We start from the raw sequence: 12,897 nt of genomic DNA, 5'->3' as shown, positions 1-12,897 counted from the left end.
CGGCGGATCGGCCTGCCCCTGCACCCCGTCAGCTTGCGCACCGAGTGAGAACATCCCGGACCATGCAGGTCGTAGGCGCCTGGCGGATCGGAGCCCCGGCCGCCGCCCAGAGTCGGCTGCTCATCGCCCAACCGATTCACCAAGGTCCGCGGCAAGCCCGGACTTCTCGGCAAGATTTCCGTTCAGGGCGTGCGCTGCGACTGGGCTCGTCCAGAGCGTCACTCGTGGGCGTCGGCTCCGGGCAAGCTGACGAGCAGCTCCTTGCGGCCGATCATGCCGGCTCCCTTGCCAACAAGGGTGACCTTGGCGAGCGGGCCGCGGCGTTGGGTCTCCGGGCGGGGCGGATACCAGCTGAGGGAGGTCAGACGTACCTCGACGTCGGGCAGGCCGACGGGCCGGAACACCATGCCCACGTGCGCCTCGCCGGTGAAGCTCTCTGCGACGCACACCAGCTCATCCGCGGAGGCCTTGGCGATCTGAAACACGAGGATTCGAGCGGCAGTTGGCGGCGCGGACTGTACGGCGATCGCGTCGATGATCAGCTCGATGTCCTCCGAGGCGGCAACGCAGAAGTTCTGGTCGCTGGTGACGGAGAGATCGTGGGGACCTTCACCGCCCGCATCGGATTCGGCGATCCGCGAGGGGACGATGAACGAGTTCCGCAACTCTTTGAAAGTCCAGTCGACGTTTCGTGGGGCAGCACGCGTCACAGAGCGGAACATCACCGCCAGCTCGGGGTGAGGTTCGCTGAAACCCAGACCACGTAGACCCCGGCCGCCTGCCTGACCTGCAATCACAGTGACGACAGGCACCTCCTTGACCTACTGTTCCCGGGATGAGCTCCTGCGATGCCGCCCTCGACGAACCAGCCGAATTGACCGTCCGCTGCCAGGACGACCGGGCCGTCTCCGTGAAATTCTCTGACCTCTTCGATGACGACGAAGACTGCGTGCACTACGCCATCGAGGCGTGCGCGGCCGGTCTGAACGCTCGCCTGGACGGTGTGGCAGCCTGGAACCGGAGTGCCGACCTGGCTCCTTTCCTGGAGGAACTCTCCGAGGACTTTCGGGGCTGGCAAGGCGAGCGTGTCTGGCAGACCGACGACCGCGATGTCACTGTCAGAGCCGTGTTCCGCTCAGGCGGCCATATCGGCCTGACGTGGACCCTGCGTCCGTGGCGAATGTCCGTCGGCAGCTGGGAGGCATCCGTCACCACCTGGCTGGAGGCCGGCGAGCAGATGTCCACTCTCGCAGCCGATGTCCGGCACTTCCTCGGCCAGGAGGCCGGTCATCGCGGCTGACATGCAGCTCCACGGTGGACGCGGGCGGTCGCGGCGGTGGCTGCGCGCGACCCAGCCCTTGGGTGACCACACCGATCAGACGCCCTTCCGAACCGGGGCCTCACCACGACCGAGCGAACGGTCAACCGGGCCCTGTCAGCGGCGAGAGCACCAGTCGAACGCAGCATCGCGCGACTCAAGTCCTGGCGCATCTTCCGCAAGGTCCGCTGCAGCCCCAACCGCAATGACCGCCATCGCCGCAGCCGACCTCACCCTGGAGCGTCAACGCTGAGAATGCTCAGTGTGCCGACAGTCCCAGGCGTTCCCTGGCGTTCCTCAGGTCGGCGGTGAGCGCGTCGCTCATCAAATCCCCAGCTCGTTCCAGTACGTCCACGAGAACGGCCGCTCCGGCCAAGGCGCTCTCCTCGGCCTCGCGCAGCGGCACGGTCGCGGTGGAGTCGCCGGTGTTCAAGGTCATCCAGCGGCGGGCGGCATCGCAGAGGAGCAGTGCCTCCCAGAGCACGCGCAGTGCCGCGGGAAGGCGGTCGGATGCGATCAGCTGGTGGCCGATCCGGGCGAGCGAAGTGACCTGACGTGGCACAGCGTTGACCATGTTCATCCGGCCGGTGGCCGAGAACCTGGCTCCGTCCCCGCCGCAGAGAGAAAGTCGCAGCGTCCGGATCTCCAGCGGATCCAGGGCGTCGGCCCGTATGCCGCCTGCGAGCCTCGTGGACTCCGTCCGCTCCGCTTCCAGCAGTGCTTCCCGCAGACTCGGCGCAAGCACCGACCCAAACTCCCGCTCCACCTCCGTGATCCGATCATGCGGCCCGCGGGCGGCCATGGCCAGATGTCCGGCCGCCTCCGCGTCCCGCCCGGCCTCTCTCAGGTGGACACCGATCCGGGCATGAGCCCCGGAACTCCCGACCCGGCCGAGTTCTGCGGCCTCCAGAATCACGCCGTCCACGGCCAGCGCCGCGTCCCACTGCCCACGCGCCGCCTCCAGCATGGAGACGACCGGGGCGGCGAAACCGATCGCGTACGGGATCGCCTCAGGGCCGATCCGGCCCATCTCCTGGTATCGGGCGAGGGACTCCTGGCCGCATTCCAAAGCCAGTTCATGGTCCCCTACCCGCAGTTGGATCCCCGCCCCGACCGCGAGGATTCGCGCCGCGTCCCCGGATCGGTCCGAGAGGGGAGCGAAGGCTCCCGCCCGCATGTACCCACCGATCGACATGTCCAGATCGCTGAGGGCGCTGAAGGGACGGTCCCACTCGGCATAGGCCCGGGCCCTTCGTAGCCGGACATCGGCCGTCAGCAAGACCGCGGGAACGGGACCCGTTTCCTGCCGGTCACCTCGCTGCTCACCCTCCTTCCGGGCAGCGAGCTGCTCCGACTCCATCCGCTCGTACAGCTCCTCGGCCTGGTCCAGGGCTGCGACTGCACCGGTCACGTCTCCGACATCAGTCCTGGCCCGTCCCATGGCGTAGAGCAGTCCCGCTCTGGCCTGGGGAACCTCAGGCAGGTCCGGGGAGGCGGCGTCCAAACGGTCCAGGGCGTGCTGCGCCCGCGCGAACTCGGCCAGCGCCTGTGCCGGCCCCTGGCTCTGCTCGGCGGCAAGCCCTCGTTCGTAGGCCGTCCGGTACTCCTGGATCGCCTGCTCGGTACGATCCCGGTCCTGAGAGTCTCCGCGCCGCCGAAATATCTTCATCTTCCCTATACTTCCCTTGAGTTGACTACATCCAGCCGTCCGGTGAATCGTCGGCATCCTGTCACGGCGTCTCCACCGGATGCCCTCGTTCACTTCGAAGGGGTCTGTCACAGGGTCTGTCACAGGGTCCCTGGCCGACTTGTGCCGGTGTGTCGGTCCGGGCGCGGGTGTTGGCGTTGCGTGCGGCGCCTGCGATCCACGGACGGCCTGACCCCAGGTGCGCGGCGGTGGCGACGCCGCCTCGGCTCGCTCGAGCGTCGGATCAGGGGAATGGCAGGGGGCGGTCGAGCCGCTTGCGTCCGTCGGGTGCCGTGATGCCGGGGGCGTGCGCGACGAGCCGGAGGCGGCCGTCGACCACCAGGTACAGGTAGGTTCCGTCGCTGTCCTGCAGGCGGGGAACAGTGAACGCTCCCTTGTGCATGAGTTGCCGGCACGGCCCTGTCAGGGGGTGCGCGTCTTCAGTGTTGCCTCTCCAGGGTGAGGACGGCTTTGGTTATGACGGTCATGCGGTTGGGACTGATCCGGGATCTGCGGAAGATCTGCCAGGACTTCAGCCGTGCCATACCGCGTTCGACTGGCGCTCTCGCCGCGGCCAGGCCCCGGTTGACGGTGCGCTGGGTGAGGGTGAGTTCCCCGCCCGGTGGCCGTTTGAGTCCGGTGGTGACCCAGGGGCCGGCGCCTTGGTAGGCGCGGTCGGCGAGGACCGGGACGCCCTGGCGTTCGCAGATCCGGATGATGCGGTGGGTGCGGGCTGCGGTCAGGTCGTGGGTGCGGCCCGGCAGGGCGGGCGAGATCCACAGGACCTCACCGGCGGGGTCGGTGACGACCTGGACGTTCACGCCGTGCCGGCGGTGCTTGGCCGAGTAGTCGGCTCGGCTGTCGCCGACGCGGTCGCACTCGGCAAGCGTCCCGTCCAGCAGGACGACCTCCGGATCAAGCTCGCGCAGCGTCTTGAGCAGACCCGGGGCCCGTTCGGCGAGCAGGGCGGTCACGGCGGTGACATACGCGTGGGCGGTGCCGACGGATATCCCGAAGCCGGATGCGAGCCGGGTAAGGGTGTCGTGGTGGCGTAGGTACACCAGAGCAACGAGCGCCCGCTGGTGCGGCGGGAGTTTGCACCGCCGGTCACCCTCACGGGTGACGATGAGCATCGTGACCCACTCGACGAGGGCATGCGGGAGGTCGATTGCGGCCGGATAGGTAACCAACAGGACTCCTGTGCCGATGGGTTGAGACTTCGAACACCTCCCTGAACGGCACGGGGGCTTTGTGCGTTGCGGCCCTCACCTCGTCCTCACCGGTGTCACCCGATCAGTGACCACACTGAAAACGCTCACTGAACCGCTCCGGATCGATGGAGGACCGGGTGAGGCTTCGCACTGACAGCGGTGGGTACATCCGCAAGCATGGACGCCGGCGCATGGATATCGCTGATAGCTACGGGGATCGTCTTGCTCATCGGAGCGGGGCTCATCTGCTACGAGATTGGGGATCCGGCGCGAACCAGAGCCGGGAGCATGACCTCGGTCCGGACAACACCAGCGGCGGAGGCGGAGGCGGCTGACGCCCAGGGTTCGGCCGAACCGCCTCAGCCCGAACCTGCCGTCGATCTCACGACCGCGCTGCAGCAGAGCATCGAACAACGGCCTGGATCTCGTCGGACTCCCATCGCGATAGATCGATGCCTTGGGTTCAGCGTTGCCGCTCCAGGGTGAGGACGGCTGCAGCGATTGACGACATTCGATTCGGGCTGCACCGGGCCTTGCGGAAGATCCGCCACGACTTCAGCTGTGCGACGCCACGCTCGACCGAAGCCCGTGCTGCGGACAGCACGCGGTTGACGGTCCGTTGGGTGGGCGTGAGGCCACGGCCCGGTGGGCGTCTGAGGGGCGTCGTCACCCACGGTCCGGCTCCCATGTAGGCGCGGTCGGCCAGGACTGGAACGCCCTGCCGTCCGCAGATCCGGATGACCGGTGAGTGCGGGCCGCGGTCAGGTCGTGCGTGCGCCCGGGCAGTGCAGGCGAGATCCACAGCAGCCGACCATCTGGATCGGTCACCACCTGCACGTTCACCCCATGCCGGCGGTGCTTGTGGGAGTAGTCGGCCCGGGCCACGTCCTTCGTCCCCACGTCGTGAATGACGGACACGGACTACGGCTACTCCGACACGGCAGCCATCACCCTCAAGCCGGCCACGGACGGCGCGGAGGTTCAGAACGTCACGGGCGCTCACGGCTGCGACTTCCGCAGCAACTCACCCGAGAACCCGTTCGTGTTCTCCCCGGGCTCCCCCTGAAGGGGCGAAGTCTGCGAACTCCCGTGTCTCGCCGTCGGCCAAGAACGCATCAGCCCTGCCACATCCCCGGCGACCGTTCCTGGCAAACGCACTGCCCGCACCGACGTTTATTTCAAGCCAATGGCCGGCACGCTTCGGTACCCGAAGCCGCAGGTCATAGTGAGGTGTTGGTCAACTTTCGCCACCTGGTGACCAGTTGCACTGTGGCCAAGTGATCGATCTGACGATAGTGTGCACGTTGTTCGGCGTCCCAAGGATGAGACGCCAACGCGTTGATTCCTCCCTGACCAGGGGAATCGGCAAGCTTCATGTAATCGGGGGAAAGAAGTCCGGGGGCCCACCTTTCGGTTCCACGCCTGTTCAGGTTGCCCTATGGGCTTCCTCCTCCTTGCGACGACGCAAGGGAAAAAACGAATGAATCGTAATGCTCTGCGCATGGCGGCAGTCTCGGCCGCCGCTGCCATAGCCCTTGGCGGGGCTGCCGGCCTGGCACAGGCGTCCCAGGCTCCGGTGGCCACGGCCCAGGCTGTGTCGGCCACGCAGCAGGCCGAGGCCCAGCAGGCCGCGCGTGCCCTGCTGGCGAGCCCCTTCGCGGTCAGCCTCTCGACTGCCGAGCAGACCGAGATGACCAAGATCGCCAACGGTGAGGCCTCGGCCGCCAGCAAGTGGAGTGCGATCAGGGCCGCCTTCAGCAAGGTCGGCGGCTTCGCCAAGGCCATCGGCGGCAAGTACAGCGACTTCAAGAAGTGGTACGACGGCCTGTCCTGGTGGGTGAGGGCACCTCTCGCTGCGATCTCTCCCGGGCTGACGCTCCTGGAGATCTACAACGCCCTGCGTTGATGACGGCCAGGGGACCCGAGTGATCCGAGTGATCCGGCTCCCTGACTGAACGGCAGCGGACCGGGCTTGCCCCAAGACGCCTGGGCAGACCCGGTCCGCTGTTCGTACACCGCAAACGGAAACACGGAGCACCCCCCCATGACCCACACCGCATCTTCCCGTACGGCAACGGAAGGCACATGGGCTCTGCCGCTGTTGACGCTGGCGCCACTCGCCGCGATCAGAATTCTTACCGAGCCCTCCACGCCATGGCTCGCAATCTCCTGGATCCTTTGCGCCCTGTCCGTGATTCTGGTATCAGCCGGATGGGTAACGACATTCCGTCACGGAACGCGAGGCCCCGGGGCGTGGGGTATGTGCGTTCTCGTACACGCCGTACTGGCATGGCAGCTGATTGCACTTGTACGGCGATAGGGCGATAGTGCGGGTCTCTGAGAATGCGTGTCTCTCCCGCATGCTCGGATAGAAGTAATCGGGGGAAGAAGTCCGCGCAGGGACCCTTCGGTTTCCACGCCTGTTCAGATCGCCTTTGCAGGCTTCCTCCCCCTTGCGATAACGCAAGAAGACCCTACATGAGACTAAGAGATCCGCATATGGTGGCGGTTTCGGCCACATTGCCCGTTGGTAACCGGCCCGGTCCATCAGGTGCAGGAAGTGCGCAGTGAAGGGCGAGGTACTCGTCGAGGCCCGGGGTCTCGGCCGGTCCTTCGGCGGCAAGAGGGTCCTGGACGACGTCTCGCTCACTCTCCATGCCGGCGAGGTGACCGGCTTCGTCGGCGCCAACGGCGCGGGAAAGACCACAACGATCCAGCTCATGCTGGGTCTTTTGAGGGGCGAAGGGCAAACGCGCTATCTCGGCAAACCCCTGCATGAGTGGGGAGCACCCGGCACGGTTGTCGGAGCTGTCCTGGGGGGCGTGGCAGGCCACTCCAAACACCGCCTCCGCTCACACCTGCGCATGGTGGCCGCGGGATCCGCGGTAGCGGACGAACGCGTGGACAGCCTGCTGGAGACCGTCGGGCTGGCCGATGCCGCAAGGCGAAAGCTGTCCGAACTGTCGCTGGGCATGGCGCAGCGCGCCGGCATCGCCCAGGCATTGCTGGGTGACCCGCCGGTACTGGTCCTCGACGAGCCCGCGAACGGGCTCGATCCTCATTCGATCCGCTGGCTGCGCGAGTTTCTGCGCGCCCAGGCAGCGCAGGGCAAGGCCGTGCTCGTTTCCAGCCACCTCCTCGGCGAGATGGAGCAACTGGCCGACCGCGTAGTGGTCTTGAACCTCGGCCGGGTCGTGGCGGCGGAGCGGATGACCGAGGTCCTCAAACGCGCGGCCGGCCGACGGATCGTGACGCTTGAGGCACCCGACTTGCCGGCTCTGGCCGAACTGGTGACGGAACACGGCGGGCACCTGGCTCCGGCCGGCGGACAGAACGCCACCGTCACAGGCCTGGACCGCGTACAAATCGGCACGCTCGCCCTGCAGGCCGGGATACCGCTGTACTGGCTGCACGAAGGAAACCCGTCGTTGGAAGACTTCTACCTCGGCATAGCGCAAGAGGAGTTCAAAATCTCGTGACAAGCGCTGTGACGACTGCACCAGTGACGGTCAGGCCCGCTGCCGGGTTCGTCAGGGCATGCCGGTACGAGTGGCGGCATCTGGCAGCCCTGCGGTCGACCTGGATCCTGCTCTCCGTGGTGACGGTCCTGAGCCTGCTGACCGGCATCACGGTCCTGCTCGATCTCGACAAGCAGCAGACCGTCAGCGCCGTGACAGTGGCGGACACGATCGCGTGGACCCCCCTCTCCCTCCAGATCCCAGCCCTGTGCTTCTTCGTGCTCGTCCTGGGCACCGGGCCGGTCTCGACCGACTTGGTGTCAGGCGCCGCACGCACGACCTGGCTGACCGTGAACGGACGCGCTGTCGCCTACGGAGCCAAGTGCGGGGTCGGCTTCACCGTAGGAGCAGGCACAGCCGCCGCCAGTGCACTGCTCGGAGCGCTCTCGTGCGCAGCATCGCTGGCCATGGCCGGCGCCCCCCAGCCAGACTGGACCGAAGTCCTGGCGCCCGCCGCCCGGTTCGTCGCATGGATGGGGTGCTGGGCGCTCCTGTGCCTGGCCGCGGTCGCCCTGTTGGGCAGTCGCATCGTTCCAGTCCTGCTCCTGGTTCTGTGGCCGCTGCTCGGTGAACGCATCACGGGAGCACTCCTCGGATACATACCGGGGCTGGACGGCGTCAACAGCTGGCTGCCCTTCGCGGCGGGCCGGGCGATGCTCACCGACGTCTCGGCATACTCCGCAGACGAGAAGCCCTTCGCTCAGGCGCTGGTCGGCTCCCACCTGTCCACCTCGGTCGCGTCTACGGTGTTCTGCCTCTACACGGCGGCCATCACGGCAGCCGGGTGGTGGGCCTACTGCCGACGGGACGCCAAAGCGCCCTGACTCGGCTCTCCTGCGCCGACTACGGCTACACACGCCCCGAATGCACAGCCGCGGCACGCCGTGACCGGGCCCGGCGCAACAGGGAGCTGCAGGCCAGACGACCCACCCGGGTCCCTGCGGCCGAAGCCGCTTCCCACGCCTGCCAACTGCGGGAGACGGGCCTGTCGGGCGCGGACATCGCCCACGTCGCGCGAGTCGCCGTCACCCTCGTGTGGCTCGCGCCTGCTCCGGCCCGATGGGAAGCGGTTCACCCGCCCCCGGCTCCTCATCCTCGGCCGCTCCCTCGCGCCGCCGAGTCGGAAGGTCAGGCTGCCGCAGCCCGGGATACGGGCTCCTTCTGGTCGCGTTCGATCTCGGCGCGTTCCTGCGCGATCTCCCGGGTGAGGAAGAAGTTCAGGATGGTGCGGATGGCGGCGATGGCCGCCAGTTGGCCGATCTCGGTGAAGCTGGGCGCGACTGCTGTGCGCAGCACGTCGCCCGCCAGCTGGAATTCCAGTCCCAGGACAAGGAAGCGGCCGAGACTGAGGCGGATCTTGTTGAACTCGCCGATGAGGGAACGCTTGCGCAGGCCGGTCATGGCGAACCGGGCGAAAGCCCAGATCGCGCCGACGAAGATGATCAGTGCGCCGGCTGCCTCGATGACGTGGACCAGCCATCCGATCATCTCCCGCACTCCCGACTCGGACACCAGCTCACCTGACATGTTCATGTGGCTGCTTCTACCCGCGGCTGCGCGCCTACACGGCTCGGCGCGGTGCCGCTCGCCACATCTGGCGGATGCGTGAGAACCGGCTGTGCACGGGCCACCTCGGAAGTGCTCGCGCGGGTCAATGAAGCCGTGGGTACGTGGGCACCTGATGGCCATCCTGTGCAGCGCCGGGACCGGGACGATGCCCACCCCGCCCGGCTCGGGGCCTTCCGGCGCGTGCTGACCGCGCGACAGGGGTCCGGCGGCGCCGACATTGTCGGTCCCCGTTGCTAGCGTCGCCACCATGGCAAACCGTTCATATCTCTACTCCGCAGACTCAATGCCGAACGAGGCTCAGATCCCCCAGCGGATCCGATGCATATCCGAGCACAACTGGGACATCCCGCTCGCGCACAAGCTCATGGTGGGACGCGGAACGACGATCGTCCCGTCCATGATCTGGAACCCCCCCATCGGCATCGCCGCGGACTACGCCGAGGGGGCGGCCCTGCTCCGCGGCCTCCTGCGCGCGGTCGGCAAGGGCCTTGAGGAAGAGGTCGAGTTCACCGAATGCGTGGCCAGGACCACCGCCCACCTGGAGAAGCAGCAGGCAAAGTACTTCCTCCTCGAGACTGGGGAGATCGTCTCGATGACGGGCGACGATCCGGCAGCGAGCGTGCGGCGTCTGGCCTACGAGGACATCCCCGACACCGTCGCCAAGGCCGAGGCGGCGATCGCCGGTCAGAACGACGACTGGTTGGCCTCGGTCCGAGCCGACTGGCAGCAGCACTTCGCGTCCTTCTACAGCGAGGCGCTCTACTACTCCTTCCCCAACTGACGAGGCCCGCGGCGCGGTGCAGGGCGATCTCGGCCTGATCCGAAAGACAGGGCAGCGGGGGAGTGGGGCGCGGGCGGTCTTACCGCCTCACCTGCGTGGCTGATGGAGGTTCGCGTTCTGCAGGGCGCTCTTGTGTTCTTCGGCGGCGTCGCGGGTTCGGCCTGCGCGGGCGTGGAGGTCGGTGGCCAGCAGCCGGTTGAGGGTGCTGGGATTGCTGCTCTCGGTGTATTCGAGGAGGTGGAGGAGGGCTGTCAGCTCGCCCTTGCGGAGGTGTAGGTGGGTGAGGGGGTCGGAGGCGCTGGAGGCCAGTGCCTGTCGTACGCGATTGTCGTAGGCGTGTCTGTGCAGGTCGGCGAAGCGCAGTTGGGGTTCCTCGAACACGCGGGGATGGGCGGGGAGGTAGCGGGCCAGGTCGTCCATCAGGGTGGGAAAGCACGGGCGGTGGTGGGGCTGTTCGCTGCTTCCGGCCGCGGCGGGGTTGAGACGGAAGGCGTCGACGAAGGCCCCGACGAGGCGGGGCTCGGGAAGCAGGGCAACTCCCGGCGGCCGGGCGCCGGGCAGGTACCGGTCCTGTCCGTCGGCGGTGAAGAGACACCAGCCTGACCTGCCGGCCCAATGGAGCCCGCAGTCGCCGGCGCCGTACTGGTCCTGGAATGCCTGCGTGAAGGAGATGCCGGCCTCGACGTCGAGGTCCTGGCCCTCCCGGTCGCGCCAGGGACCACAACTGTGAATCCCTGTCACCGGAAGACCCGCTTCCAGGAGTTGCTCGGCGACGGCAGCCGCGTAATGGCCCGCCCGCCTGGCGAGCTCGGCGGACATCTGGGGACTGGTCTCGAAGGCCACGGAACTCTCTCTCCACTGTCGGGCCGGGCGGCGATGTCGGCGTAGATCCTGCCCCTTCGGACGGTCATCCGGCGCAAGGGGGGTGCGACGAGCCGCCGGCCTCCCGCGGTACGGCGGCAACCGACGCCACGCAGACGCTCCGCCGGCATCACTGCCGGTGGCCGTCCCCACCCGCCCCGTGCCGCGTCTCGGGGAAACCCGGAGCACGACGATGCCGGCCGAGGCCGAATACCTCACGATCGGACACACGTGAATCTATCGCGGCTGGAGTAGACATTGGGCGGTGGTGTGGCTATGTTTCTCCCGTGGCCCAGTGAGGCCGAAGGGCCTGGCAGAGACGAACTGCGGGCAAGCAGGATCCGCAGTACAGGCAGTACCCGTAGTCGCAGTACCCGTAGTTGCAGTGCGCAGGACGGTGCGGTGGTGGAGCTCCGAAGCCAGGGTTGTCGTAGGACGGCGACGGAGCTGACGATCGGACCGGGTGGCCCGCAGTGATCAGGGGCCGCCGTGAGCAGTACCGCAGTTGACGCAGCGGCAGTGCCCGAAGTCAGCGCAGCGCGCGGTACCAGCAGCGAAGTGAGTGGAGCAGCACCTCGGTGAAGGCGTCGGCTGCGGGCGCGCGCACCGGGAGGTTCGGCAGTGGGGTTCCAAGCCAGAGTGGATGCAGGTTGGGCGACGGGGCTGGCTGCCGAAGCGTGGCGCTTGGTCAGGTCACCGGCAGTACTTGCAGTTCGCAGTAACGGCAGTATCGGCAGTACCGCAGTTCCCCGCAGGTAAGCAGTTGATCATCCGAGGGATGAACGGAGGGATGGGGCGCCATCAGGATCGCCCGGACGCGGTGACAGGGTCCGGGTACCGCAGGACATCGTTGGTGAGGTGGTCTCCGGTCAAGCAACCGCGATCCCCGCACGCCCGACGGTATTCAGGTCGGGTCGGCGGAAACAGTAGGCCGGTGCAGTTCCAGGGCCGGTAGATGGTGTAGCAGTTCCTTCGGGGCCCTGGTGTCTTACACGCCAGGGCCCCTCCCCGTGCCCAGACCCGCTCTTCGGTGGCCTCGGCTGTGATCACGAGCAGGAGGCCTTCGAGGAGGCGGCGGGCACTCTCGCGGGCGCCGGCGATGGAGGTCGCCCGCCCGGTCCTGTCCTGTTCGTATGGAGGTCGCCCGCCCGGTCCTGTCCTGTTCGTGCGGTGCTTGCGTCCCGACCTGCGCGGGTTATCCCGGCAGTGACCGACTTGCGTACCCGCCGTCGCGACGATGATCGGTACGCCGATTACCTCGCGGTCGAGCGCACGGAAATCTAACGTGGTCGGAGTAGACATCGGGCCGTGGTGTGGTTATGGTTTCTCTCGTAACCCAGAAGGACGGCAGGGCCTGGCAGAGACGAACTGGCAGGCAGCATTACTCGCAGTACCCGTAGGTGCAGTGCGCAGGACGGTGCGGTGGTGGAGTGTCGAAGCCAAGGTTTATGCAGGTCGGCGACGGGACTGGCGACCGGACCGGGTGGCCCGCAGTGATCAGGGGCCGCCACGAGCAGTACCGCAGTAGTGCAGTACCCGGCAGTAGATGCAGTGCGCAGTACCAGCAGTGAAGTGAGTGGTACCTCGGTGAGGGCGTCGATGGTGGGCGCGCGCACCGGGAGGTTCGGCAGTGGGGTTCCAAGCCAGAGTGGATGCAGGTTGGGCGACGGGGCTGGCTGCCGGAGCGTGGCGCTTGATCAGGCCGCGAGCAGTAACGCAGTACGCAGTATCGGCAGTATCGAGTAGAGCAAGATCAGTAGTTCCAGCAGTATGTAGTCCCCATGTTGGTAAGTAGTTGATCCCGAGGGATGAACGGAGGAATTGGCGCCATCAGGATCGCCCGGACGCAAGTGTCGAGTCCGGGTACCGCAGGACATCGTTGGTGAGGTGGTCTCCGGTCAAGCAACCGCGATCCCCGCACGCCCGACGGTATTCAGGTCGGGTCGGCGGAA

The 12,897-nt window shown here is 67.2% G+C and carries 12 protein-coding genes and 2 pseudogenes; 7 read left to right on the top strand and 7 right to left on the bottom strand.

Features of this window, described 5'->3' with window-relative positions:
* Positions 1-218: 218 nt before the first annotated feature.
* Positions 219-812: a hypothetical protein gene (locus ACIRO3_RS23710; RefSeq protein ID WP_404139874.1), complete on the bottom strand. Its 594-nt coding sequence runs from the start codon at positions 810-812 to the stop codon at positions 219-221.
* Positions 813-835: 23 nt separating this feature from the next.
* Here ACIRO3_RS23710 and ACIRO3_RS23705 point away from each other — a divergent pair, with 23 nt between their 5' ends.
* Positions 836-1,300 carry a DUF6228 family protein gene (locus ACIRO3_RS23705; RefSeq protein ID WP_404139871.1) on the top strand — a complete coding sequence of 155 codons (465 nt, stop codon included), beginning with the start codon at positions 836-838 and terminating at the stop codon, positions 1,298-1,300.
* Positions 1,261-1,571 (top strand): annotated as a pseudogene (locus tag ACIRO3_RS23700) (transposase family protein); the annotation flags it as partial. The gene ACIRO3_RS23705 and the pseudogene ACIRO3_RS23700, both read left to right, overlap by 40 nt.
* A 6-nt stretch (positions 1,572-1,577) precedes the next feature.
* Here ACIRO3_RS23700 and ACIRO3_RS23695 read toward each other — a convergent pair.
* The 4 genes and pseudogenes from ACIRO3_RS23695 to ACIRO3_RS23680 form a co-directional block, all read right to left on the bottom strand.
* The gene (locus ACIRO3_RS23695; protein ID WP_404139868.1) at positions 1,578-2,987 is read right to left on the bottom strand and encodes a hypothetical protein; all 1,410 of its coding nucleotides are present in this window, start codon (positions 2,985-2,987) and stop codon (positions 1,578-1,580) included.
* A 262-nt stretch (positions 2,988-3,249) separates the two neighbouring features.
* Positions 3,250-3,408, bottom strand: coding sequence for a hypothetical protein (locus ACIRO3_RS23690; protein ID WP_404139866.1), 159 nt, complete (start codon positions 3,406-3,408; stop codon positions 3,250-3,252).
* Positions 3,409-3,445: 37 nt separating this feature from the next.
* Positions 3,446-4,195, bottom strand: coding sequence for a transposase family protein (locus tag ACIRO3_RS23685; protein WP_404139863.1), 750 nt, complete (start codon positions 4,193-4,195; stop codon positions 3,446-3,448).
* Between the two features lie 484 nt (positions 4,196-4,679).
* Positions 4,680-5,095, bottom strand: a pseudogene (locus ACIRO3_RS23680) (transposase family protein); the annotation flags it as partial.
* A 28-nt stretch (positions 5,096-5,123) separates the two neighbouring features.
* Between ACIRO3_RS23680 and ACIRO3_RS23675 the strand changes: the two are divergent.
* The 4 genes from ACIRO3_RS23675 (at position 5,124) to ACIRO3_RS23660 (ending at position 8,558) form a co-directional block, all read left to right on the top strand.
* Positions 5,124-5,282, top strand: a complete 159-nt coding sequence (locus tag ACIRO3_RS23675) for a hypothetical protein (RefSeq protein WP_404139860.1) — start codon at positions 5,124-5,126, stop codon at positions 5,280-5,282.
* A 414-nt stretch (positions 5,283-5,696) separates the two neighbouring features.
* Complete coding sequence (locus ACIRO3_RS23670; protein WP_404139857.1) at positions 5,697-6,122, top strand: hypothetical protein; 426 nt, start codon at positions 5,697-5,699, stop codon at positions 6,120-6,122.
* Positions 6,123-6,783: 661 nt separating this feature from the next.
* The gene (locus ACIRO3_RS23665; RefSeq protein WP_404139855.1) at positions 6,784-7,695 is read left to right on the top strand and encodes an ABC transporter ATP-binding protein; all 912 of its coding nucleotides are present in this window, start codon (positions 6,784-6,786) and stop codon (positions 7,693-7,695) included.
* Positions 7,692-8,558, top strand: coding sequence for a hypothetical protein (locus ACIRO3_RS23660; RefSeq protein ID WP_404139852.1), 867 nt, complete (start codon positions 7,692-7,694; stop codon positions 8,556-8,558). The genes ACIRO3_RS23665 and ACIRO3_RS23660 overlap by 4 nt, the downstream gene beginning before the upstream one ends.
* 304 nt (positions 8,559-8,862) lie before the next feature.
* Here ACIRO3_RS23660 and ACIRO3_RS23655 read toward each other — a convergent pair whose 3' ends face one another.
* Positions 8,863-9,267 (bottom strand): DUF1622 domain-containing protein, encoded by a 405-nt coding sequence (locus ACIRO3_RS23655; protein ID WP_404139849.1) that lies wholly within the window; start codon positions 9,265-9,267, stop codon positions 8,863-8,865.
* Positions 9,268-9,586: 319 nt separating this feature from the next.
* On the opposite strand from ACIRO3_RS23655, the gene ACIRO3_RS23650 reads away from it, so the two are divergent.
* Positions 9,587-10,084: a hypothetical protein gene (locus ACIRO3_RS23650; RefSeq protein ID WP_404139846.1), complete on the top strand. Its 498-nt coding sequence runs from the start codon at positions 9,587-9,589 to the stop codon at positions 10,082-10,084.
* An 87-nt stretch (positions 10,085-10,171) separates the two neighbouring features.
* On the opposite strand, the gene ACIRO3_RS23645 is transcribed toward ACIRO3_RS23650, so the two are convergent.
* Positions 10,172-10,927 (bottom strand): hypothetical protein, encoded by a 756-nt coding sequence (locus tag ACIRO3_RS23645; RefSeq protein WP_404139843.1) that lies wholly within the window; start codon positions 10,925-10,927, stop codon positions 10,172-10,174.
* Between the last annotated feature and the right edge of the window lie 1,970 nt (positions 10,928-12,897).

It is taken from the genome of Streptomyces sp. NPDC102278 (assembly GCF_044766345.1).
Classification (GTDB): Bacteria; Actinomycetota; Actinomycetes; order Streptomycetales; family Streptomycetaceae; genus Streptomyces.
Note: the sequence above shows the minus strand (reverse complement) of the source record. Positions and strands in the feature narration are given on the sequence as shown.